At 30.2% G+C, this 22,697-nt stretch carries 24 protein-coding genes, 1 tRNA gene, 1 other RNA gene and 1 pseudogene; 10 read left to right on the top strand and 17 right to left on the bottom strand.

The genetic code is table 11. The features are described 5' to 3' along the window. Positions 1-48: 48 nt before the first annotated feature. The 5 genes and pseudogenes from BIV18_RS10780 to BIV18_RS06705 form a co-directional block, all read right to left on the bottom strand. A pseudogene (locus BIV18_RS10780) lies at positions 49-258 on the bottom strand (ADP-ribosylglycohydrolase family protein); the annotation flags it as partial. Positions 259-802: 544 nt separating this feature from the next. Next, positions 803-1,933, bottom strand: coding sequence for an aspartate-alanine antiporter-like transporter (locus BIV18_RS06720; protein WP_075659870.1), 1,131 nt, complete (start codon positions 1,931-1,933; stop codon positions 803-805). A 74-nt stretch (positions 1,934-2,007) separates the two neighbouring features. After that, entirely contained in the window at positions 2,008-2,700 is a 693-nt protein-coding gene (locus tag BIV18_RS06715) for an RraA family protein (RefSeq protein ID WP_075659869.1), read from the bottom strand. A 12-nt stretch (positions 2,701-2,712) separates the two neighbouring features. After that, complete coding sequence (locus BIV18_RS06710) at positions 2,713-3,441, bottom strand: PIG-L deacetylase family protein (protein ID WP_075659868.1); 729 nt, start codon at positions 3,439-3,441, stop codon at positions 2,713-2,715. 16 nt (positions 3,442-3,457) lie between these two features. Then, positions 3,458-4,372 (bottom strand): DUF6282 family protein, encoded by a 915-nt coding sequence (locus BIV18_RS06705; RefSeq protein ID WP_202968686.1) that lies wholly within the window; start codon positions 4,370-4,372, stop codon positions 3,458-3,460. 130 nt (positions 4,373-4,502) lie between these two features. Here BIV18_RS06705 and BIV18_RS06700 point away from each other — a divergent pair, with 130 nt between their 5' ends. Continuing rightward, the gene (locus tag BIV18_RS06700) at positions 4,503-5,141 is read left to right on the top strand and encodes a GntR family transcriptional regulator (protein WP_075659866.1); all 639 of its coding nucleotides are present in this window, start codon (positions 4,503-4,505) and stop codon (positions 5,139-5,141) included. Between the two features lie 29 nt (positions 5,142-5,170). Here the strand turns inward: BIV18_RS06700 and BIV18_RS06695 are convergent, their stop codons facing one another. The 9 genes from BIV18_RS06695 to BIV18_RS06655 form a co-directional block, all read right to left on the bottom strand. After that, complete coding sequence (locus BIV18_RS06695) at positions 5,171-5,368, bottom strand: hypothetical protein (RefSeq protein WP_075659865.1); 198 nt, start codon at positions 5,366-5,368, stop codon at positions 5,171-5,173. Positions 5,369-5,571: 203 nt separating this feature from the next. Further along, a complete protein-coding gene (locus tag BIV18_RS06690; RefSeq protein ID WP_075659864.1) occupies positions 5,572-7,491 on the bottom strand; it encodes an ABC transporter permease in 1,920 nt (639 codons plus the stop codon). 63 nt (positions 7,492-7,554) lie between these two features. Then, positions 7,555-8,301: an ABC transporter ATP-binding protein gene (locus BIV18_RS06685; RefSeq protein WP_075659863.1), complete on the bottom strand. Its 747-nt coding sequence runs from the start codon at positions 8,299-8,301 to the stop codon at positions 7,555-7,557. A 2-nt stretch (positions 8,302-8,303) separates the two neighbouring features. Next, positions 8,304-9,566, bottom strand: coding sequence for an erythromycin esterase family protein (locus BIV18_RS06680; RefSeq protein ID WP_075659862.1), 1,263 nt, complete (start codon positions 9,564-9,566; stop codon positions 8,304-8,306). Positions 9,567-9,679: 113 nt separating this feature from the next. Next, on the bottom strand, positions 9,680-10,585 hold the full coding sequence (locus BIV18_RS06675) for a sensor histidine kinase (RefSeq protein ID WP_235860811.1): 906 nt from the start codon (positions 10,583-10,585) through the stop codon (positions 9,680-9,682). A gap of 40 nt (positions 10,586-10,625) precedes the next feature. Further along, on the bottom strand, positions 10,626-11,315 hold the full coding sequence (locus tag BIV18_RS06670; RefSeq protein ID WP_075659860.1) for a response regulator transcription factor: 690 nt from the start codon (positions 11,313-11,315) through the stop codon (positions 10,626-10,628). Positions 11,316-11,418: 103 nt separating this feature from the next. Further along, on the bottom strand, positions 11,419-12,390 hold the full coding sequence (gene pta / locus BIV18_RS06665; RefSeq protein WP_075659859.1) for a phosphate acetyltransferase: 972 nt from the start codon (positions 12,388-12,390) through the stop codon (positions 11,419-11,421). A 52-nt stretch (positions 12,391-12,442) separates the two neighbouring features. Further along, a complete protein-coding gene (gene folP, locus BIV18_RS06660) occupies positions 12,443-13,417 on the bottom strand; it encodes a dihydropteroate synthase (RefSeq protein WP_075659858.1) in 975 nt (324 codons plus the stop codon). Between the two features lie 65 nt (positions 13,418-13,482). Continuing rightward, positions 13,483-14,478, bottom strand: a complete 996-nt coding sequence (locus BIV18_RS06655) for an MBL fold metallo-hydrolase (protein WP_083635548.1) — start codon at positions 14,476-14,478, stop codon at positions 13,483-13,485. A gap of 46 nt (positions 14,479-14,524) precedes the next feature. On the opposite strand from BIV18_RS06655, the gene BIV18_RS06650 reads away from it, so the two are divergent. The 4 genes from BIV18_RS06650 to BIV18_RS11565 all read left to right on the top strand — a co-directional run bounded on the left by BIV18_RS06650 (position 14,525) and on the right by BIV18_RS11565 (position 15,846). Next, complete coding sequence (locus BIV18_RS06650) at positions 14,525-14,941, top strand: hypothetical protein (protein WP_075659857.1); 417 nt, start codon at positions 14,525-14,527, stop codon at positions 14,939-14,941. 349 nt (positions 14,942-15,290) lie between these two features. Beyond that, positions 15,291-15,413 carry a hypothetical protein gene (locus tag BIV18_RS11575; protein ID WP_456238488.1) on the top strand — a complete coding sequence of 41 codons (123 nt, stop codon included), beginning with the start codon at positions 15,291-15,293 and terminating at the stop codon, positions 15,411-15,413. Further along, complete coding sequence (locus BIV18_RS11570) at positions 15,382-15,654, top strand: Fic/DOC family protein (protein ID WP_472924270.1); 273 nt, start codon at positions 15,382-15,384, stop codon at positions 15,652-15,654. Before BIV18_RS11575 ends, BIV18_RS11570 begins: the two co-directional genes overlap by 32 nt. A 33-nt stretch (positions 15,655-15,687) precedes the next feature. Then, the gene (locus tag BIV18_RS11565; RefSeq protein WP_472924269.1) at positions 15,688-15,846 is read left to right on the top strand and encodes a hypothetical protein; all 159 of its coding nucleotides are present in this window, start codon (positions 15,688-15,690) and stop codon (positions 15,844-15,846) included. A gap of 89 nt (positions 15,847-15,935) precedes the next feature. Here the strand turns inward: BIV18_RS11565 and ssrA are convergent. From ssrA to BIV18_RS06630, 3 genes are all read right to left on the bottom strand, one after another. Next, positions 15,936-16,278, bottom strand: a transfer-messenger RNA (tmRNA) gene (gene ssrA / locus BIV18_RS06640). A 46-nt stretch (positions 16,279-16,324) separates the two neighbouring features. Further along, a complete protein-coding gene (locus BIV18_RS06635) occupies positions 16,325-16,957 on the bottom strand; it encodes a VanZ family protein (protein WP_075659856.1) in 633 nt (210 codons plus the stop codon). Beyond that, positions 16,954-17,592, bottom strand: a complete 639-nt coding sequence (locus BIV18_RS06630) for an HAD family hydrolase (RefSeq protein ID WP_075659855.1) — start codon at positions 17,590-17,592, stop codon at positions 16,954-16,956. Before BIV18_RS06630 ends, BIV18_RS06635 begins: the two co-directional genes overlap by 4 nt. A gap of 184 nt (positions 17,593-17,776) precedes the next feature. Here BIV18_RS06630 and BIV18_RS06625 point away from each other — a divergent pair. The 5 genes from BIV18_RS06625 (at position 17,777) to BIV18_RS06605 (ending at position 22,689) form a co-directional block, all read left to right on the top strand. Continuing rightward, positions 17,777-17,853, top strand: a tRNA-Pro gene (locus tag BIV18_RS06625). A gap of 436 nt (positions 17,854-18,289) precedes the next feature. After that, positions 18,290-19,744: a carbon starvation CstA family protein gene (locus tag BIV18_RS06620; RefSeq protein ID WP_075659854.1), complete on the top strand. Its 1,455-nt coding sequence runs from the start codon at positions 18,290-18,292 to the stop codon at positions 19,742-19,744. A 53-nt stretch (positions 19,745-19,797) separates the two neighbouring features. Continuing rightward, positions 19,798-20,115: a CC/Se motif containing family gene (locus BIV18_RS06615; RefSeq protein ID WP_075659853.1), complete on the top strand. Its 318-nt coding sequence runs from the start codon at positions 19,798-19,800 to the stop codon at positions 20,113-20,115. Between the two features lie 4 nt (positions 20,116-20,119). Further along, positions 20,120-20,995: an AAA family ATPase gene (locus BIV18_RS06610; RefSeq protein WP_075659852.1), complete on the top strand. Its 876-nt coding sequence runs from the start codon at positions 20,120-20,122 to the stop codon at positions 20,993-20,995. 2 nt (positions 20,996-20,997) lie between these two features. Next, entirely contained in the window at positions 20,998-22,689 is a 1,692-nt protein-coding gene (locus BIV18_RS06605) for a vWA domain-containing protein (RefSeq protein WP_075659851.1), read from the top strand. Positions 22,690-22,697: the final 8 nt, after the last annotated feature.

Raw genomic sequence — 22,697 nt, 5'->3', positions numbered from 1 at the left:
TAGATGATTCTATTTTGCACATCACTTTTTTTTAATAAGGATTCTTCACTAAAATAAACAATACTCTATTAACTTTTTATTTTTTAACTTTTCAATCCACTCTCTCAAAATAGCATTATAGCCATAAATTATTCCAGCAAGTCTACCTGTAATAGCTGTAGTTGTGTCTGTGTCATCTCCAAGGTTTACTGTTTTTAGAAGGGCGTCTTTATAATTATTAGTGTTTAATATGCACCACAAAGAAGCGTCCAAAGTATGATATGCGAAGCCAGCCTATTTAACTTAGTCTATACTTTTATTTCCTACATTTAATTTTTCGCCTTTAATTAAATTCCTCGCAATATGCACATAATCTACGCAAGCTTTTCATGAAATTTCATGAACATGAGTAATACTAGAAACTTCTTTTATTTTTTCATTATTAAAAAGAAAAAAATTGCTCCAATAAAAATAGCATGGCAGAAAAATCTTCTTTTACGCAAACTTATATACAGTTTACATAACTCTCTATTATCTAGAAGTATTATTATGTGTTTTAAAAATCAATTATTCCCTTTATGTTTCTAAAACTATTTTTGTATAAACTTTTTATGTAAATTTGTAAATTATTAAAGTGCAAAAAGTGTAACATATGTCTTGACAGTTAAGACTATACTTTGATGTAAATACTATATAATACTTACAATTCCAAGTTTTATATGATAAGCTATTTTATCCATTTTAATACCCCCCTGATTTTGATTAAGCTACTACCGGTAACTTAATCATTATATCATCGGAGGTTTTTTAATAACCGTATATATCATAATAATCCAAAAATCATATAAATCAGCTGTGGCATGAACACTAAGAATATTGTAGCTACTGGCTGAGTCGCCGCATAATAAGTAGAAACTCTCTCATCTTTAGATACTTCTAAAAGAGCTCCTAATGATGGTGCGCTTGTCATAGATCCTGTAGTTGTCCCTAAGGCAGCAAATAAAGGTAACTTAAATATATAGTACGCAAGTAAGAAACTGATTGATGTAGTTCCGAAAGTCATTAAAACTCCTATAAAAAATAATTTAATTCCATAATCTCCTACGACTTCGACAAATCCAGCCCCAGCATTAAGTCCTGATCTCATCAGAAATAGAGCTAACCCAAAATCTCTGACTAATTGAAGCTTTGATCTATCGTACACAAAATTAATTGGACCTATATTACCAAAATGGCCTAGCATAATACCTGCAATAATTGAACCTCCACCATTCCCAAGAGAAATGACAATTTTATCACCAACTGGAATTTTAAAGCTACCAATTATTGTACCTATCATAATTGCTATGGCTATACCAAATAGTCCATGTGGCTCAAAATCAATCAGATCTTTCTTGTGAAAAGCTTTTCCTACCGTTGCAGGTTCATGTACAGATAGTTTATCATTCTCAATATCTATATCAACCTTTAAAAACTTAGGAACCAGTTGAACAAATAAAACTACACCTATTACACCAAAAGGATATGCAATTCCATAACCTACGCTTGGCAAAGCTGATGTAGTTAGACTAGTAACACTGCCTAGCATAGCTGTCGATGTAAGCGCTCCTGTACCAAGTCCTAAAGATAAATCTAAAGGAATTTCAAATAATACTGATGATAATGAAATTATCGTTCCTGCTACCACACATGTAATAATGGCAATAAGTAAAAACGAGATTCCATTTCTTTTTATATTCCTAATGAAAGTGTCTCCTGCCATCAATCCAATAGGAGCAAGGAATAATACAAGCCCAAGTTCTCCTATCAAAGGTGGAATTTCATATCCATAATGGCCAAAAAATAAAGAAGTTACCAATATTGCTGATGCTCCAAATTTAACGCCAAAGAAATTTATACTCCCAATAACATAGCCTAAAGCCATGATCAAAAACATTACCGTTATAGTTCCCATTCGAACCTCCTTATTATATTAAGCACTACAACAGATGGAATATATCCTTCTGTTGTAGTAATTTTAAAAGCATTTTATTTTAGTTTTTCAGCTACCCACTCAGGCATAATTTCAGGTAGTTTACCACCTTTTTTAAATGCCTCTTTATATTCTTTTATAATTTCTCTACGCTGGTGTTCATATTCTTGTTTCTTTTCTGCCTCTATAATTACATCTTCTATATGCTCTTTAGGTATTACAGTTATTCCATCGCAATCTCCAACTATTAGATCGCCAGGTGCAACCTCTATACCACCACATTTTATAGTTGTATTGATTTGTCCACTTTCTACTTTTGGTGGAGTTCCTTGCATATAACCTTGAGAATAGACTGGAAGACCAATATCTAAAAGTCCTTTTCTATCTCTTACACATCCATCAATTACTATTCCTTCATAACCAATTGCATCTGCAGCTCCTACAATTAAGTCACCGATATACCCGCTATTATCATAGTTTTTTCCATCAATAACTAATACATAACCTGGCATCCCCTGATATACTGCTACATGAATAGGAAAATTATTTCCTTCACTTGTTTCTACAGTTGTTGCGGTACCAACACAGATATCATCTATATTTAAAGGTAACATGGTTCTAGACATAGCTCCTCCTGATTTAATACCTAATTTTGTCATGCCATCACACAACTCTGCAGAACCTAAAATTTTTGCTCTTTTGACTAATTTCTCATCTATTAAACTTGGCAAACTATTTATAATTAACATACCTCAGCTCCTCTAATCTAAAATATCTATTACAAGCGGGAAATGGGTACAGAACGTTTCAGCGTATTGATAATCACTGTTACCACTAACTCTTCTGGCGTGATTGCCTCTCATGATTGCTCTTTGCTTGTAATATTCTATTAAATGACCTTGTGCTTTAAAACACTCCATAGCTTTAACTTTTTTCTCAAAAGCATCTGTAATATCAACTATTACATCAGGTTTGAAATTACTCATTTCTGTTTGATGTGGTTCAAAACCTAATAGTCTCATTTGCTTTGTAACTTCTAAGCCCTCAATTTGTACACCTCTTGAGTTTGCCATTATACTGCTACGAAGTACGAAGTCATAAACATCATTATGATCAGGGTTTAAATAGTCATACTCTCCATGAGTTATTATGGTATCAGGTCTCTTTTGGCGAATTATTTTTGCTAATTTATCTTGCTCTTTCCTTCCTAAAACCATAGGATAATCCTCTAAATCCCAAAATTCAATATCTTTAACACCAAGAATGGACGCTGCTTTTTCCGTTTCACTTTTTCTTATTTCTTTTACTTCTTCATAGCTAATACCTTCTTTTCTCCAAAGATCATTTGATTCACCTCTAGTTCCATAGCTAAGAACCAAAACTGAAACGTTTGCACCTTCATCGATATATCTAGCTATTGTACCACCAGACCTCCAAACATAGTCGGCAGCATGTGCACTTACAACCAATAAATTCTTATTCGATTTCATTTTATCCTTACCTTTCTTAAAGACCTAATAAATCTGCTGGGTTTTTAACGATCATATCTCTTACATCAGATTCATCTATTCCTGCTTCAATCAATTTCATTGCAAAATCATATAAACCTTCATCAGGATATAGCGCTGTGCTTTGTCCTAGGTCAGTTGCTAATATTACATTATCTGTACCTACTGCTTTTATCTGTTCATACATAACAGAAAAATCTACTTTGTTTGTTGAATAAGTTGTATAGCAGTGTTCCATATACGCACCATACTTTATTAATCTTTTCTGTTCTTCAATATCATAAAAAGTAGTCGGGAAAGTTACGTGAGTTATTATTATTTTTTCTACTCCACGTTTAGATGCCTCTTCTACTAAAGCAAAAGTTTCTTCATGAGATAAATGTCCTGTGGCTAAAATCATGTCATATTTAGCAATAATGTCTAGTATTTCATAAACTTCATCTATCAGTTTTCCAGTTTCATCTAATATTCTATATGTTGGATAGTTAATACCATCTTCTTTTAGCTGTATTACTATAGATGCCCAATACGGCAATTTTTTATTTGGATCATCATTAAACACAAAACTTTGTTCATGTTTCGAGTCACATGTAGGAAACCAAACTATTTTAGTTCCTGCTCTTGCCGCCATTTCAACTGCCATTGGATTTATACCACCAACTGAACTATTCAATGATATAGCTCCAACCATATTGCAATCAGGATAAAGCTTGTTAACTAATTTCGCTCTTTCTGCAGTGCAAAAATAGTGTGATTTAGCCGCAAATCCTGCCATACCAGAATCTATTATTCTTTGAGCCATTTCTAGGTCATCGAACTTCCTTGGTAATATATCTGGAGCTGAGTGCACGTGCAAATCATATGCACCTTTAATTATATCTTTCATTTTTTCCTCCTTATTGTACTTCAACATTGTTGATCAATTTTGTTGACACTATAGTATCACTTATAGAATCCTATGTCAAATATTTTTTTGAAAATTGACAAAATAATTAATATAAACTAATATATATATTAGACTAAATAAAACTTGTGAGGTTCAAATGACAAAATCAGAACAGATATATATAAAATTAAAAGATGAAATTCAAAGTGGACAACTCTCCCCAGATAAAAATCTTAAAGAAATAGAACTAGCTAAGCGTTTCAATGTAAGTAGAAACACTATAAAAAACGTATTAATTATGCTTGAAGGTGATGGACTTGTATTACTTAAGACTAATAAAGGAGCCTATGTAAGATCTTTTTCATTAGAAGAAGTATTAGAGTACTTGGAAATTAGAATACACCTAGAAAAGTTTATAATTGAACACTCTATTGATAATTTATCAAAAGATGACTTTTTGAAATTGGAAAATATTTTAGATGAAATGAAGGTCTGCTTAGAAGAAAATAACTTAATAGATTACTCGAAGTGTAACTCTGAATTCCATAAAATTATTTATGATGCTTGTGATAACAAAACTGCAGTCAATATGACAGTAGATTTAAAAGATAGAATGAAAAAATATCACTCAAAAACTGTGCTCATACCAGGTAGAAGTAAGCAGTCATATAAGGAGCACATAGAGTTATATAATGCTCTAAAAAACGGCGACAAAAAGAATGCTATTAATATAATTGAAAAGCATTTAAAGAATTTTGAAACTATGTTTAAAGAATACTATGATTTACTATTTTAATGTTTATGAAAATTTATAGGCTAATTTAATTAAAGTATATGTATGCACACAAAATAAAACAGGACAAAATTCAGTATCTCCTGACTTTTACCTGTTTTTTCATACTTTAATTGATAATTGGTATATTTTAGTGAGAATATAATCATAAATAGTGTTGCTATTGGCTGTATTGCTCCGTAGCCTATTGCTGGTTTGTCACATCCTACAATATCTGGTGCAGATGTCATACCTCCAATTATAGCTCCACTTAATACTGTCCTGTTTATTTTGAATATATATTTTGTATTTTTTCATTACTAAAAAGAAAAAAGTTGCTCCAATAAAAATAGCATGGCAGAAAAATCTTCTTTTACGCAAACTTATATACAGTTTACATAACTCTCTATTATCTAGAAGTATTATTATGTGTTTTAAAAATCAATTATTCCCTTTATGTTTCTAAAACTATTTTTGTATAAACTTTTTCTGCAAATTTGTAAATTATCAAATAGAAAATCATATAAATTATAAATACAAAAATCATTGATTTTATAAATAATTTTGTATTCATAAGCCCTACCAACATTAAAAATTTTTGCAATATTGGCAGAGCAAAGCTTGTGTGAACTATACAAAAAACTATTGGGAGAAATAGAAGTATCAACATTTGTTTTTTTATAGATTTTTTTGCTTCAAATTCTCTTAATCCAAGTTTTTCTAAAATTTTAAATCTTTCAATATCTTCATATCCTTCTGTTAAAAACTTGTAATATATAGCAAGACCCATTGTTATTAAAAATGCAATAGAAAGAAGTATTCCGACAAAGAATATTACTCCATAATAGCTTAAAAATTCCATTTTTGTTGCATCTCTATCGATTATAGTGAGTTTTTGATTGGGATCAACTTTTAAATCATCTATGTGTTCGTTTAAATAATTTTTAAAATCTTCTGGAAATTCTCCTCTTATTAAGGTTTTTACTTCAGGTTTTAGTTCTATATTACTTCCTTCAAGCTTTAATTTCTTTAAAAGTCCATATGCTCTTTCATAATCTCTAGCTATTATTTTATTTTTTTCAAAAACTGTTATTACAGTTTCTAAGGGAATATCATTTTCTTCATTAGATATTACCCTAGCACTATATCCCAAACTTTTTATAAATTCTTCGTTATTGTCTTCTTTAAAATAAATAAAATCCTTACCTTTAAAATCTAATTTCGTGTCGGGAGTATAAATTATGTCCAATACAATAAAATCTTCTTTGAAATTTACCCCTACCTCTTCTCCATTATTTAAAACTCTTAATTTATTTCTATCCCTTATCAAAGGAATAGACCACTCAAATGTTGTTGAACTTTCTCCTTTAATATTATTCTCAATTAATAAATTGTTAATATTATTTCTATACTGCTCTATTTTTTCTATCTTTAATGATTCTGCATCTGTTTCTATAGTATAAGGTGCCGGAAATAATCTATTGGTAATATCACCAATGCCCAAATATAAACTTATGCCTGATGTCAAAACTATTGTAAAGGCTGTGGATAAAATTGCAATATTTGCAAGAGATTTTGAATTATTTTTAACTCTATATAAAAGTCCGGATATTGCAAAAAAATTTTCTTTCTTATAATAAAATTTTTTATTATTTTTTAATATTTCAAGCACTAGGCTTACTATTGCAGAAAATGCAAAATAAGTTCCAATTATAACTAAAATAGCTGCAAGAAAGAATTTTAAAAAAGCTTGCATTGGATTCTTTGTAGTCAAACTAATTGTATAACCTGTTCCAATAAAAATTATTCCCAATAGTGCAATTACTTTTATAAATTTATTTTTCCTCTCTCCAGCTTTTGATTCCTTTACCAAGGCAATTGGAGAATAATTTTTCATTTTTATAATTTGAATTAAGTATACAAGTGTTAAAATTAAAATAAATATAAGAGCGACAACAAATACTGCATAAAAATTGTTAAAAAATCCTTCATTAAAAATATTTATTGAAAGATTTGTTACTTTTACAAAAATCCCAAGGGACAATTTATACAAAACAAGACTTAAAATACTCGCTGGCACTACAGAAAAAATAATGATATATATAATTTCACAAAACAAAATTATTCTAAGATGCTTTTTCTCAAGACCTAGTATTAAATAAAGCCCCTGCTCCTTTAGCTTTCTTTTTTGAATAAAAGAATAAACCGATGAAAGCATTATAAATGAAAAAATCGACAAAATCATGAATCCTAATGAAAGGATGGACTTCATTGTTGCCATTCCACCTGCTTGTGCAAGTGACTTATCTAAGAAAAGACTTAAACAAACTGAACATGTTACCATTAAAAAAATTACAGTTCCAATAAAAGGCATGAAAATTTTTTATTTCTTTTAATTCCTGAAAGAGCAAGTCTATAATAAAGTGATTTCATTCTATCAGTTCCTTTGTAGCATTTGCATTGTATCTGCAATTTTCTTTTGCATATCCATAGAAGATCTGTCGCCACTATAAATTTGATGATAAATTTTTCCATCTTTAATAAATAAAACTCTTTTTGCCTCTGAAGCTGCCAAAATCGAATGAGTTACCATAAGTATAGTTTGTCCATCTTGATTTAAGTTTTTAAAAACTTTCAAAAGTTCTTTTGTACTATTGCTATCTAGGGCACCTGTGGGTTCATCTGCTAGTATTATTTTCGGTTTTGTAATAAGAGCCCTTGCTATGGCAACTCTTTGCTTTTGACCTCCACTTATTTCATAGGGATATTTATTTAATAATTCCTCAATGTTTAACTTTTTTACAATTTTTAACAATTTTTCTTCCATTACAGAAATTTTTTCATCTGCCAAAACTAAGGGCAATAAGATATTTTCTTTAACAGTAAAAGTATCAAGAAGGTTAAAATCTTGAAATACAAATCCTAAATTTTCTCTTCTAAACTTTGCCATTTCACTGTCTTTTATTTCTGATAAATTCTTGCCCTTTAAAAAGACATTTCCAGAAGTTGGTCTGTCAAGTAATGCCAATAGGTTTAACAAAGTTGTCTTTCCACTTCCCGATTCGCCCATTATGGCAATATATTCACCTGATTCGACAGTAAAATTTATTGATTTTAGAGCCTCAACTTCATTCCCGCCAAATCGACTTTTATATATTTTTTTAATGTTTTGAACTTCTAGCATAATTACTCCTCGTTTACAAAAATTGGCTTAGCATAATACACGAAAATCATCGCATCATATAGATCTTTTGGAACTTCTTTTACTCTATAACTTGTTGGAATAAATTTCATAACCGGAGAATATCCTTCACCTAAGCTTATCATGTTAATCTCCTTATTTATAACTTTAAAAGTTTCTCCATCTTTAACTTTTGAAAAGTCTAAATAATATTTTCCTTCGAATTTTTTTGCACTATACGCAAGATGGTTTGCTGATACAAAGGTATGATTTGATCTCCTATTATTAGGACCAATTTCATTGATATTTACAATTCCCTTGTAGAAATCCGTTCCAATAATAAAGTATCTATCGCCAAAAATTTCCTTTAAGTGAGCACCCATTGGCTTATAAAATTTTTGAATCTTTGCAACATGACCATTGTGTCCAGCAATTAAAATCAAATTATTTCCTTTTGAACTTTCAAAATCACTAATCCATTTAACATTGTCAGCCATAAATTTATCTCTTTCATTATTAACTTTTGCATAATCATTAAAGTCTAAAGCATAATATTTTATGCTATCAAGTATATTTACAATAGATCTGGAAATAATTTTCGCATAATCATAAGAAAGTGGATCAACATGACTTTTTATCTCCCTCAATAAATTTTCTTTCTCTTTTATTTTTGTAATTTTAAAATTTTTGTCTTTCATAAAGGAAAATTCTTTTTCTAGGTTTTTATCCTGTAAAATATTTTTATCTTTGCAAAAATCTAAAATTGCTTCAATTGATTTTTCTGGGTTTTGCATATCGAAACCATAGAAAGATAGCTTGTCCTTATCTTCCGCCCTTTGATTGTAATCAAACATAAAATTTATAAGTTCATTCATTTCCTTTGTGTGATAAATATTAAAGGAAAAAATCCTCGAAATATTTTCATCCCTCTTGTTGCCATGAATGTAATTATTTATCAATATTCCTTCGCCAAAATCTGATTCAAGACAAAAAATTTTCAAATTGTTTTTTTCGACTAAATCTTTTAATAACTCTAGTTTTAAATATTGAAAATTAGAATTTCCATGTGTGGCTTCACCTAGTCCCACAACTCTTATGTCTTCACCTAGTTTTATTTCACTTACTTTTTTACCATAATCTTCAATATCAACGATATCTTTTCTTGCCTTTAGTTTTGGTAGATTAATCCACAAAAAATCTCCCACAGCTGCCATAAAAATAATAGCCAATAAGAAAATTACAATTCCTTTAAAAAACTTTTTTAACATTTTCTTGCCTCCTTTTCTAATTATAATTTATGTAAAAAATTAAATCCTTTATTCAAGATTACAAATTCAACTTTAATGTGACATTTTTGTAAGAAAAAAGAGTGCCACGCACTCTAGCTCAAAATATTTTTTAAATTTATATAAATCCTAGTTCCTACATTAACTTCTGATTCACATCTTAAAGTAATTCTTAAAGATTTTCCAATATTTTTGGTAAGATTAAGACCTAGTCCCGTTGACTTTTTTTCTAGTCTTCCATTATAACCTGTATATCCTGCGTCAAAAATTCTAGGTAAATCTTCAGGCATTATTCCTATTCCATTATCTTCTATTACAAGCTCATTGTCCCTTAAATAAATCGAAATTTTCCCATTTTCAGTGTATTTAATTGAATTAGAAATTATTTGCTCAAGTAAAAAGGAAAACCACTTTGCATCGGTTAAAATAATTTTTTTAGTTTCACTAAAATCAACGCTGTTGTTTTTCCCAATAAACTGAATTGAATACTTTCTTATTACACTCCTAATAATAATATCTAAATCATGCCTTCCAAAAACATAATCTGTGCTATCTACATTCATCCTTACATAGCCTAAAATATTTCCAACATATTCTTCAATTTCAAAAATTTCTTTCTCACAATCGAGCCTATTTATTTCATCTTTTTTAAGAAGTAGTTTTAATGCAAAAATTGGAGATTTGATTTGATGAGTCCAAATTGTTAAATATTTTTTTACATCTTCTCTTTTTCTCTCTTCCTCATCCCTATAAACTTTATTTTCTTTTATTTCTTCATATAAAGCCTTTGATAAGGGAGAAGCCTTCATTTCAAATATTTTTTTGTAGTCCCTTTTATTTATAATATAAGTTTCTTCGATATAATCTCTATTACTTTCAAAATAAAGAAAACAAATATACATAAAAAATAAAAATAAATACAAGAAAGAAATATAGATGCTCTTGTTTTTTTCAATTTCAAAAATTAAATGAACTCCCAAAATATAAAAAAATATAATCAATCCAAATATAATTGTAATTTTCTCTTTTTTTAAAAAACTTCTAATTGACAGGCGGGACATAGTATCCTACTCCCTTCTTAGTCTTTATGAGCCCAAAAATCTTTATATCCTCTAGCTTTTTTCTCAAACGCATAATATTTACAGTTAGGGTATTATCATCTATGTAAGAATCAGTTTGCCAAATTTTATTGATGATCTCATCTCTACTGATAATTTTCCCTGGCTTCTCCAATAAAATTTCTAAAATTTTAAATTCATTTTTTGTAAGTTCTACTTCACTATCTTCCCTAGATACAATCATGTTGTCGCATTTAAGAATAATATCTTCATAATAAATATTTTTAGTTTCAAAATATTCATAAGTTCTCCTCAAAAGAGCCCTCATCTTTATTTGAAGTACTTCTAAATCAAAGGGCTTCGTCAAGTAATCATCTGCTCCAAGATCCATTGCCATTATTAAGTTTAAATTTTCATCAGCAGCAGAAATAAATAGAATAGGAACCTTAGAATTATCCCTAATTACTTTACACCAATGATATCCATTAAAAAAAGGAAGAGTTACATCCATTAAAACTAAATCTGGATGAAAATTTTTAAATTCATTAAAAACATTTTGAAAGTCCTTAACTCTTTTTATTTCATAATTCCAAATTTTCAAATATCTTTCAATTTCTTCTGCAATTACCTTATCATCTTCAACTAAAAATATTTTCCACTTTCTATTTCTCATTTTTCACAACCTACTATTTATAATCACAGCTTTCTTGAATTGATTATATATATTTACAACAAAAAAATAAAGACTCCCCGAAGAAGTCTTTGTCAAATTTATTTTATAGCACTGCTTGTGCTGCTGTTATAATTGCTAGCGAATATACTTCATCTTCTACACAACCACGAGATAGGTCGTTTACTGGGGCATTAAGTCCTTGAAGAATTGGTCCAATAGCTTCAAATCCGCCAAATCTTTGTGCTATTTTATATCCAATATTTCCTGCTTCAATGTTAGGGAATACAAATACATTTGCATGTCCTGCAACCTCTGAACCTGGTGCTTTTTTCTTTGCAACTGACTCTACGAAGGCTGCATCAAATTGGAGTTCACCATCTATTGCCATTTCAGGATTTTTTTCCTTTGCCATTTTTGTTGCTTCAGCTACCATTGTTACTCTTTCGTGAGATGCTGATCCCTTAGTTGAGAAGGAAAGCATTGCAATCTTTGGTTCTAACCCAAATTGTTTAGCTGTTTCATTTGAAACTACTGCTACTTCCGCAAGTCCTTCTGCATCAAGGTCAATGTTAATTGCACAATCTGCCATTAAATACATTTCTTCGCCTCTTAGCATAATAAATGCTCCAGAACATCTCTTGTAACCTGGTTTTGTTTTTATAATTTGAAGTGCTGGTCTAACAGTATCTGCTGTTGTGTGGGCTGCTCCTGATACTAATCCTTTAGCTTTTCCCATGAAGATTAACATAGTTCCAAAATAATTGTGGTCCTTTAAAATTTCTTCTGCTTGCTCTTTGGTAACTTTTCCCTTTCGTCTTTCTACAAAAGCTTTGACCATTTCATCTTTTTCTTCGTAGTTAACTGGATTTAAAACTTCAAGACTTCCTAGTTCTACACCTTCTTTTTCTGCTAAAGCTTCAAGTTCTTTTTTATCTCCAAGAACTATTGGTTTAATATCACCATCTTCATTAAGTCTAATTGCTGCCCTTAAAATTCTTGTATCATCGCCTTCAGGAAATACAATTTCTGGTTTAGATGATCTTACTCTACTTTTTAAATTTTCAATTAATGACATAATGTCCCCCTTTATTGTTAATAATTACATTATATATCTTCTAAAAATTTTTTTAAAGTGAATAAGGTTTGAAATTTACATCTTCAATTAATTCATTTAGCCTTACTGAATCTGCAACAAGCTTTGCAAGAAAATGATGTTTCATTGTGTGAACTCTTAAAACTTCAACACCCTTATAGGCAGCTATTGTCGTAAGTGCTGCTGATGCTTCATCTCTATTTTCAAATCCTTCTTCCTTACTTGCATCTACATCAATACTATTTTCAGTCAAAATATTTGTAATAAATCTTTTTCTTGATACTCCCAAAAATATAAAGCATCCCATTTCTCTTAACACGTCAATTTTATCAATTAACTTTAGATTTTCCCTTTTTGTCAGTGCAAAGCCAATGCCTGGATCAAGCATTATTCTTTCTCTCTCTATTCCATTTTTTTCTGCACGAGAAATTGACTTTGAAAGATATTTTTTCATTACTTCGACAATATCCATTTCTTCAAAGGATTTTAATTCTTCATCTGTGAAAGCTCCAACACCTCCAAAAGACGGAAAGTTCGCACTGCTCTTGTGATTTGGCCTTGCAATCTTTGGATTAAACATTAAAATTGCTCCCACATCACTTTTCCCTACGACCTCTGCCATCTTTGGATCGCCTATAAATCCTGTTATATCATTTACAAAATCAACTCCTGCTTCTATTGCAGCTTCTGCAACATCAGCTTTCCATGTGTCAATTGAAAGAGGCACATCAGTCATTTTCTTTAGTTTTTTTATAACTGGTACAACTCTATTTTTTTCTTCTTCAATCTCAACATAAGTTGAACCAGGTCTAGTGGATTCGCCACCAATATCAATCATTTTTGCACCAGCTTTAATAAGCTCCATTGCCCTATTTACAGCTTTGTCTGTACCATACCACTTTCCACCATCAGAAAAGGAATCTGGCGTAACATTCACAATTCCGCACAAAATTGTTTCCCTTCCGCTTTCTAAAACTTTGTCTTTATACTTACAAACTAAATTCTTCATTGTTCACTCCATTGCTATGTTATCAAGTTTATTTTATGTCTAATGTCTTATTAAATCAAATAAATTTAAAGAGCATAATACCATAAAACTCCATCTTCATCTTTTTCAAAATTCACCTTACCAATAGCCCTTAAATGCTCAAGATGTGCATGAGCTTCTCCTGCTGCGAAAAACTTTTGTGTATTTGGAAATTCGGAAAAATCTTTTGCCCGCATATCCCAGTTCATGTTCATGGCAATATCTCTTACTGTGCACTTTCCCTTACTTTTTAAAGTTTTTAGTGCCTCATCAATTCTATGATTGTGATGCTCTTTTAACTCGTCAATTCTCTTTGGCACATCTTCTATTAATGCTCTATGAGATGAATAAAGATGATCAATTGGAAGATCTCTCAGTTCCTCAATATTTTTAAGATACATGCCCAAACTGTCGCCCACAGTGAAATCCCAAAAAGTAATATTTGGAGTAATATCTCCCAAAAGATGATCTCCGCAAAATAAAATTTTTTTACTTTCTTCATAAAGACCAATCATACCAGGAGTGTGCCCAGAAAAATCCATTCCCTTAAAAGTAAAATCCCCAACTCTTAAAATGTAGTCAGGATTAAAAGAAACATAGGGAAACTCTGCCTTGGGTCTATAACGAAAACCAGCATGCTCTTCAATTTTTAAATTGTCTTCATCCAGCCCTTGAAGATGAGTAGTTTCCATAACACTCTTCCATCTTTTTGAGTTAGCGTCTGTCATAGAAGACATAATTCGATAGTCAATATCACCCATATAAATTTTAACACCAAGTTCTTTGTGAAACCATGTAGCAAGACCTGTATGATCTGAATGAAGATGAGTTAAAAATAAAATTGTCTTACTTAAATCCACTCCCATATCTTCAATAAAAGAAAGCATTTCCTCTCTTATCTCTTCAGTGTTAAAACCAGTATCCACTATCATTGTATATCCCTTAGACTTAACCATATAAATATTTATGCTCTTTAAAGGATTGCCCTTTAACGGAATAATTTTCAAATAAACGCCATCTGAAAGTTTTTTAATGTTAGACATATTACCTCCCCTGCTCATTTCATGTATAATAAATACGAGGTGAATTATGAGCGATTTTTTATTAAAATTATTTAAAGTTGAAACAATTAACAAACTGCCTATTGATAAATTATACCCTATTATAGAAAGTTTAGACCAAGATCAGAGAAGACTCATTGCAAATTCCTATGATTTAGACCTTGACGGATTAAGCTTAACAGAAGAAGTTGATGCAATACATAATAAAATAATATCAGAATTTAAAAACACTCTAATGAGCTTTGACGAAAAAGAGCACAAAAGTTTTTATGATTTTTACAATGGTGCCGTAGATTATTCCGACGAAAATGTCTATGTAAATATGAAAAAATTTACATCTCTAGGTCTTATGTATCTCTTCTTATCAAAATCTGGTACCTACTTTAACTTCGTGATACCAATAGAATTAATAGAAATGTATGAAAAACTACTACAATCAAGCTAAAAATAGACCCGATATTATCGACTTCCAAAAATTTGACACAGAGCCAAATTATTCTTAAATGAAATGGAGAATTTTATTCCGCAATAGAAAATAAAAATCTATTCCCTTACAAGATGTAATACATTATACAAAGCATTCATTGCTTTTAAATAAGTTCAATTTTGAAAATGTATGAATACCTAACAATTTACTATCTTATGGAAATAGATATAATGATATATTGATTTTATAACCTTGTAATAAAATTATGAACCTATAACAGTTTCCAAACAAGGTCACAAAAATATTCTAATACTTGGTCAAATGGTCGGAGTTTATTCAAAGAGATGTAAATAGAGGTGTTAAAAGAATGAAAAATGAAGAATTATTATCAAAGAAAGGTTCAATAGAACTCTGGGACAGCAATTTAATAAATGAAATTGAAGTAGGAACTACAAGAAATTCACAAATATTTATTTCAAGATATATTTGATTTTGCTGGTCAAATAAGAAATGTAAACCTTTCAAAAGGCAATTTCAGATTTGCACCAGTTTTATTTTTAAATGAAAACTTAAAAATAATCGAACTAATGCCAGAAAACACCTTTGATGAAATAATAGAAAAATATGTAGAAATTAATGTTGCACATCCCTTTAGAGAGGGCAGCGGTAGAGCAACAAGAATATGGCTTGATTTGATTTTAAAGAAAAATTTAAAAATTTGTGTTGACTGATCAAAAGTTGATAAATATTAATATCTTAATGCAATGGAAAGATCTCTAGTAAATATACTTGAGATAAAACATTTATTAAAATCAGCTTTAACAAAAGATATAAATAACAGACAAGTTTATATTCGTGGAATACAAAATTCTTATTATTACGAAGGCTTATACAATTATGATATAGAAAATTTAGATAAGTAATATAAGGAATAATAAAATAAAAGTGTATCCTCGAAAACCGTTTAAAATACAAATAAACGATAGTTAACGATAATACACAATAATATAAATGGTGGAGGCGGTGGGAGTCGAACCCACGTCCGAAGACTTTTTACAGAAAGATTCTCCGAGTGCAGACTCCTCTTTAATTTTTCCATGTATTACTAGAGTGTCAAACTCATACACAGTAGCGCCATTAAACCCCTCTGCTATGACGCATCACAGAGTTCGTTTGCCCGCTAATTTGAAACCCGGTTACAGTTCGCGGCGTCTGGCCGGATTGCTACCTAATTAGGCAGCTAGTGCGAAATTATTTTCGTCGTTTATTTTTTATGGACCATTTTTACGTTGTGTGATCCATCAACGACTCGCTACTTAAAGCTCAAAATCCCCGTCGAAACCATTTTCGCCCCCATATATTAGACTAAGATTATACTAAAAATTGTGTTTTTTGTCAATTTTAGCGTATCTCAGTCCTTCTCGTCTTTTTCCTTCTCTTTTTCTTTGCAAATTTAAAGCGTAAAATTTCCTTCCACATAAAATACCCTATCGCTGAACCAAGTACATTTAAAATTAAATCATCAATATCCACAGACCTTCCTATAAAGAATTGTATAAATTCAACAAAAAAAGAAGTTACAGATGTAATCCCAAGGATCTTTAATAGACTTCTTGTCTTTGGAAAAATTTCTGGCAATAAAATTCCAAAGGGCACAAAAATTATTATATTGCCAATTATATTTGTCATAGTGTGCAAAAAACCCGAATATTTTATGTAGTTTTTTATAGTCCTAAAGGGAACTAAATTTACCCCCCATGCTCCTGACGTAATTCTATCCTTAAAATTTCCAACGAAGTCAAAGTGCTCGTTAGTTAAATTTATTCCTGAATCAGAGATATAAGAATTTGGCATAAAGAGCATTATTGCCAAAAAAGCAATATAGCCAGCAAATATACTCAATAGAAACTCTCTAAATCCATTGGAATTTATTTTTCTGTGTGAAAAAAATTTTACTCTTAATATAGAAAAAACTACAAAGGTAATTATAAAGGCAGGTATTGTTCTCGCTGCAAAAAATAAAAATAATCTCATATGTTTTTTAATTCTATTAAATTTGTAATGGCGTATTTGTTTTCCTCTACTACTATTTCCCACTTATCCTTAGAATTTTCGTCATAGACTCCAACTGTTTCTAATCCTGCACTTCTTGCAGTTTTAAGAGCTAAATAGGAATCATCAACTAAATATACATCCTCTGGATTTTCACATAAAGAATCTGTTATTGATGTAAAAAATTTTTCTTCACTTTTGATGTATCCCACTGAATCTGCGGTATAAAGCCCATCGACTATTTTGTCAATGTCGTATTTTTTTATGACAATATCTGCAAAATGCTTTGCCGTAGATGTTCCTATTACAACTTTTATGTCTTTATTTTTAAAATATCTTAAAATTTCTATGGCATTATCCTTTAATTGAACTTTATTGTAATAAAAATCTATAACCCTTTCACTAAATCCATGATATAACTCTTCAAAGCTTTCATTTAAATTGTAATAATCCTTTAAATATTTAAGAGAAGTTTTAAGGCTCATTGTAGTCATTTTATGTTGTAAATCGTCTTCTATGTCTATTCCCTTTGCCTTCATAAAGTCTTTTGATACACTTCGCCAATATCCCATAGAGTCCACTAATGTTCCATCTAAATCAAATATAATAGCTTTCATGTTACCTCCTCGTATAGTAATTATATTTTAGTTGTAATTTTTTTATAAATCAACTATAATGATTTTCTATAAAGTCTTTATAAAATTTTTTAAAAAAGCTTTGACAAAACTTTTTTTCATGTTATAATAATATCTGTTCAAATTATGTATAAAAAAATTAAATTTTTTGTAAATTTTTTATCGTCGGGGTGTAGCGCAGTTTGGTAGCGCACGTGGTTTGGGACCATGGGGCCGGGGGTTCGAATCCTCTCACCCCGACCATTTTCTATTTATTTTTACATTTCTTTACAAATGGCTAAAAATACAAATATTAAGCATGTACTCAATAATTAAAGTACATGCTTTTTTACATGTTTTTACACCTTTTTACTCTTGCGTTACCAACTCGTTGCCAACTTTTATAATTCTTATATTTATCTAAATACCTTTATTGATTAGTATTTTAAAATTTTTATATTTCTTCAGCTCTTTTTATGAATGCCTTATCAGCTTTTACATTATATAAATTTTTATATATTTTATCCTAAATATAGTGTTTTTTCGAAATATGTTTTATAAAAACTTTTGGGAAAATCGCTATATTTAGAAGATACGCAAACGATTTATACAGGTTGAAATTCTTAATCGTTATATATTGTATTTATAAAGTATTTGTTCTATAATTTATATATAAGCAATATATGTAAAGGAGGATATTATGTTATTATTTATTATTGGGCTTATAATTTTAATTGGCGGCGGATTTTTCTACTCTAAATATGTAGAAAGTCAATTGGCGCCAGATGACAGAGAAACTCCTGCTGTCAAAAAGGCAGATGGAGTTGACTATGTAGTAATGAGCGAAAAGAAAAACTGGCTCATCAATCTACTTAATATTGCAGGCACCGGACCAATACTTGGACCTATTCAAGGAATTCTTTTTGGACCTATTGCTTTTCTAGCAATTCCTATTGGTTGCGTTTTCGCAGGTGCAGTTCATGATTACATGACTGGATTTATTTCAATGAGAAACGGCGGATCTCAAGTACCAAAGCTAGTTGGTAAATACATTGGCGATGGAGTTCGTAAATTCTACAATATTGTTATTGCAATCTTACTTCTTCTAACTGGTGTAGTTTTTGTCTACACTCCTGGGGACTTAATCGCAAATGATGTTCTTAAAATTGGTGTTGATTCAAAGGCTATTTGGATCATTTATGCAGTAATTTTTATTTACTACATTCTTTCAACTGTACTTCCTATTGATAAGTTAATAGGTAGAATTTATCCAATTTTTGGTGCTTTTCTAATTATCTCTGCTATTGGAGTGTTTATTGGAATCTTTGTCAAGGGATCTGGAGACTTATCTTTCGCTAATGCTGGACTTCTTGCAGAACACCCTCTTGGACAAAAATTTATTCCATCATTCTTTATCACTGTTGCCTGTGGTATTCTATCTGGATTCCACGGTTCTCAAGTAACACTTATTTCTAGAACTATTAAAGCTGAATCTGAAGCTAAAGTAACTTTCTACTCAACTATGATCGCTGAAGGCTTCATCGCAATGGTTTGGGCAGCTGGCGCAATGGTTATCTTCTCTTCTGGACAAGCTCCACTTGATACAGCTGGAACTCTTATGGTTGGTAAAATTTCTAAATACTTCATGGGAAATGTTGGTGGACTTCTTGCAGTTCTTGGTGTTATTGCACTTCCTATCACTTCTGGTGATACTGCCTTTAGATCTCTTAGACTTATCATCTCTGAAGAATTGAATATTGATCAAAAATCTCCATCAAAGAGAGCTGCTCTTTCTGCCGCTCTATTTATTCCAGCAATTGCAATTTTATTCTTTGCAAAATCAAATCCTAATGGATTTAACATGCTTTGGAGATACTTTGGTTTTACAAACCAATTTGTAGCAACCTTCGCACTTGCAGTAGCTACTATTTATTTAATTAACAATAACAAAAACTATATTATTACTTTAATTCCAGGTATTTTCTATGTATTTGTAGTATTCTCATTTATTATAAACATAAAAGGCCTTGGACTTGGAATGCCATTCTCAATTGCATACCCTGCAGCTGCTGTCATTGCAGTACTATATGCATTCTTTATAGTAAAAATTGGCAAGAAAAATAAAACTAGAATCGAATCTATAATTTTAGATTAATTGCTTATTAAAAGGGTGGTTGGATGCCACCTTTTTTTATTTAGGAGGTTTTTATGAATTTTATATTAAAGGATAAGGCTTTAGCATATCTTAAAAAGAAAAATATCAATAAAATTTTTATAAATCCAGATATTGATGTAAAGGCATCTTGTTGCTCTGTGGCTACTTATGATTTTAATATAAGTACAAAGGATGATGATACAAGTAGATATAAAAAAACAGAAGTGTCTAATATATCTATTTATTATAATCCAACTATTGAGCTTTATTTTGAAGAAAAAGAAGACCAAGAGATAATTATATCTGCAATAGGGCTAGGAAACTTTAAAAAACTATATATTGCAAATGAAATAAATTCCATAGAGCAGTGATAAAATGAAAAATAAAATTGAAGATTTTATAAAAAATTATGAATTAGATGAAAAATATACAAATAGAATACCCAAGCCTCACTTCTTTTATTCTGGAGATGAAATTTTAAAGGAAGCAATCTCTGCAATTTTAGCCGGCAAAAACATTTTATTAGTTGGCGACAAATCAACTGGCAAAAATGTTTTGGCAGAAAATCTCGCTTACATCTTCAAAAGACCTCTTTGGAACTTGTCCTTTCACATAAATATTGATAGCTCTGTCTTAATTGGCGACGACACATTGAAAAATGGCAATGTTCTCTTTCGCAAAGGACCAATTACTAAGGCAGCAAATTGTGGCGGTTTTGTAGTTTTAGATGAAATTAATATGGCAAAAAATGAAGCTATGGCTGTACTACACTCTATCTTAGATTACAGAAGAATAATTGACATACCTGGTTACGACTTGATTAAGCTTCATCCTGCCACTAGATTTATTGCAACTATGAACTATGGCTACGAAGGAACAAGAGAATTAAACGAGGCACTTCTCTCTCGTTTTGTAATCATAAAAATGCCACTGATCTCTCGTGAAAGACTTGTAGATCTTATAAAAAAGGAATATCCAAATATGAAGAATGAACACGTGGGTAATATTGCCTTTTTCTTTTACGATTTGAAATTAAAAGCAGAGGCAGGAGAAATTTCCAGAAACGCACCCGACCTTAGGGGGATCTTTGATGCAATTGACCTTGTAAAAGAAGACCTTAGCTTAAATTCAGCATTAGAGCTAACTATTGCAAATAAGCTTTTCGATACTTATGAAGAAGAAATTTTAAAGGACTTGATAAAGACTAGGTTTGATGAGAACTTGTTTTTTAAAGATATTTTTGTAGAATAATTATGTTAAAGAAAAATTCAAGACTTCAAGAAAATAGAATAAAAAATATCATTTGGAATGGATCCATGGACTATGCAAGTGAGCCCTTTATAACAGGCGAAGACCTCTCTGGCAATCCAGATTTTTATATAAATTTAATTATTGGCCTCGCTTCAAAATATTTTGGCAGCCATAATCTCGAAAGATTGTTTTCAAATTGGGAGTACAATCTCTACCGAAATAAATTTGATATGTTCGCAATTTTTCTATTAGAAGATTTTGTCTACAAAAAAGAAGTCAATTCTCGAAAAGTTTTGAAAACTCTACGCAAAAATTACGCAAAAAAATTTTTAGAAGACAAATACGACTTGCAAAGGAAAAATTTAGCACTTAAAGAAAACTTATTTTTTGATATGCAGCTTAAAAAGACAAATTCTATATTGGGGAGAAAGTATGAATTAAGCTACAAAAGAGAAAAAATTTTTGAAAATTTAAAATTAGATAGCGACACAGATAAAAATAATTTCGAAGAAAGAATCTTAAACATCTTTATCGAAAATCTAAATTACAAAAAAAATGAAATTTTAAAATTTTCTCCACTAAAAAATATTAAACTTTTTGATAATATCGGCTTTGTAAACCTCGAAAGATCTAACAAGCCCACAATATTTGGTGATTTCAAAAATAAAAAAACCAAAAATATAACAAGTTTTTTGTACTCCTTTGCCGCAAAACGCAGAAGGGAAAAATACAAATACATTGAGGATACTTTTGGAAAATCAATCTATTCCGAAGATGAAATGAAAATAATTGAAGAAAAATATTTATATGGTGCACATAAAAAATCAAAACTTCACTATACAAGAGGTCTAAATCACAAAAATATTAGCGAAGAAAATTTTAATGACGATGCAATAAATAGACACCTATTAAAGTTTAGAGAAAATAAAAATTTTTATAACACACAAATAAAAAGTCTTTCCAAAAAAATTAGAATGTCACTTTCAAATCATCTCAGTACAGAAGAAGTAGTAACAAATAGTGGTAAATTAATTTCAAAGCTTGCTTACAAGTCAATGATCTCTGACAATGTAAATATCTTTTCAAAAAAATTTTTAAATCTACATTCTAACCTCAAGGTGGACTTAGTCCTCGATGCCTCTGCATCTTTAATGGACATAGAAAGCGACATTGCCATAGAAGCATACATTGTATCTAAGTCCCTTGAAAATAACAAAATACTTAACCGTGTGATTTCCTACGAAACTGTTGGCGACTACACCATTATCACAATCTTAAAAAACTATGAAGAAAAGTCTGACTTTGAAAAAATTTTTAAATACAGAACACAGGGCTGGAATCGTGACGGACTTTTTTATCGTGGATACCTTAATTTAGTAGATGAAGAAAATAAAAATCACATGATGATCGTCCTCACAGATGCCTTCCCACGAGACATAAAGCCTATGATTAGTAAAAACTTTTTTGGTTCAAAAAAATATTCTGATAAAGTATCTCTCGATGATGCAAAAAAAGAATTAGAAAAACTTAGAAAAATAGGCATCCACACCTCAGCAATATTAAATAGCGACAAAATAGACAATGCAAAATATTTATTTGATAGAAATTTTATAAAAATAAAAAGTGTAAAAGAAATCGCAAATGTTGCCGGTCGTTTTATCCAAAGAGAAATCGCAAATATAGAAAGAATGTAAATTTTATT

Source organism: Peptoniphilus grossensis, from assembly GCF_001940285.1.
GTDB lineage: Bacteria > Bacillota > Clostridia > Tissierellales > Peptoniphilaceae > Peptoniphilus_A > Peptoniphilus_A faecalis.
This window is presented reverse-complemented; position numbering and strand designations above follow the sequence as displayed.

Bases quoted from the DNA above. Each gene is read 5' to 3' on its own strand.
- BIV18_RS06720 (WP_075659870.1), bottom strand. From the start codon at position 1,933: ATGGGAACTATAACGGTAATGTTTTTGATCATGGCTTTAGGCTATGTT.
- BIV18_RS06715 (WP_075659869.1), bottom strand. From the start codon at position 2,700: ATGTTAATTATAAATAGTTTGCCAAGTTTAATAGATGAGAAATTAGTC.
- BIV18_RS06710 (WP_075659868.1), bottom strand. From the start codon at position 3,441: ATGAAATCGAATAAGAATTTATTGGTTGTAAGTGCACATGCTGCCGAC.
- BIV18_RS06705 (WP_202968686.1), bottom strand. From the start codon at position 4,372: ATGTTGAAGTACAATAAGGAGGAAAAAATGAAAGATATAATTAAAGGT.
- BIV18_RS06700 (WP_075659866.1), top strand. From the start codon at position 4,503: ATGACAAAATCAGAACAGATATATATAAAATTAAAAGATGAAATTCAA.
- BIV18_RS06695 (WP_075659865.1), bottom strand. From the start codon at position 5,368: ATGACATCTGCACCAGATATTGTAGGATGTGACAAACCAGCAATAGGC.
- BIV18_RS06690 (WP_075659864.1), bottom strand. From the start codon at position 7,491: ATGCCTTTTATTGGAACTGTAATTTTTTTAATGGTAACATGTTCAGTT.
- BIV18_RS06685 (WP_075659863.1), bottom strand. From the start codon at position 8,301: ATGCTAGAAGTTCAAAACATTAAAAAAATATATAAAAGTCGATTTGGC.
- BIV18_RS06680 (WP_075659862.1), bottom strand. From the start codon at position 9,566: ATGTTAAAAAAGTTTTTTAAAGGAATTGTAATTTTCTTATTGGCTATT.
- BIV18_RS06670 (WP_075659860.1), bottom strand. From the start codon at position 11,315: ATGAGAAATAGAAAGTGGAAAATATTTTTAGTTGAAGATGATAAGGTA.
- pta (WP_075659859.1), bottom strand. From the start codon at position 12,390: ATGTCATTAATTGAAAATTTAAAAAGTAGAGTAAGATCATCTAAACCA.
- folP (WP_075659858.1), bottom strand. From the start codon at position 13,417: ATGAAGAATTTAGTTTGTAAGTATAAAGACAAAGTTTTAGAAAGCGGA.
- BIV18_RS06655 (WP_083635548.1), bottom strand. From the start codon at position 14,478: ATGTCTAACATTAAAAAACTTTCAGATGGCGTTTATTTGAAAATTATT.
- BIV18_RS06650 (WP_075659857.1), top strand. From the start codon at position 14,525: ATGAGCGATTTTTTATTAAAATTATTTAAAGTTGAAACAATTAACAAA.
- BIV18_RS11575 (WP_456238488.1), top strand. From the start codon at position 15,291: ATGAAAAATGAAGAATTATTATCAAAGAAAGGTTCAATAGAACTCTGG.
- BIV18_RS11565 (WP_472924269.1), top strand. From the start codon at position 15,688: ATGGAAAGATCTCTAGTAAATATACTTGAGATAAAACATTTATTAAAA.
- BIV18_RS06635 (WP_075659856.1), bottom strand. From the start codon at position 16,957: ATGAGATTATTTTTATTTTTTGCAGCGAGAACAATACCTGCCTTTATA.
- BIV18_RS06630 (WP_075659855.1), bottom strand. From the start codon at position 17,592: ATGAAAGCTATTATATTTGATTTAGATGGAACATTAGTGGACTCTATG.
- BIV18_RS06620 (WP_075659854.1), top strand. From the start codon at position 18,290: ATGTTATTATTTATTATTGGGCTTATAATTTTAATTGGCGGCGGATTT.
- BIV18_RS06615 (WP_075659853.1), top strand. From the start codon at position 19,798: ATGAATTTTATATTAAAGGATAAGGCTTTAGCATATCTTAAAAAGAAA.
- BIV18_RS06610 (WP_075659852.1), top strand. From the start codon at position 20,120: ATGAAAAATAAAATTGAAGATTTTATAAAAAATTATGAATTAGATGAA.
- BIV18_RS06605 (WP_075659851.1), top strand. From the start codon at position 20,998: ATGTTAAAGAAAAATTCAAGACTTCAAGAAAATAGAATAAAAAATATC.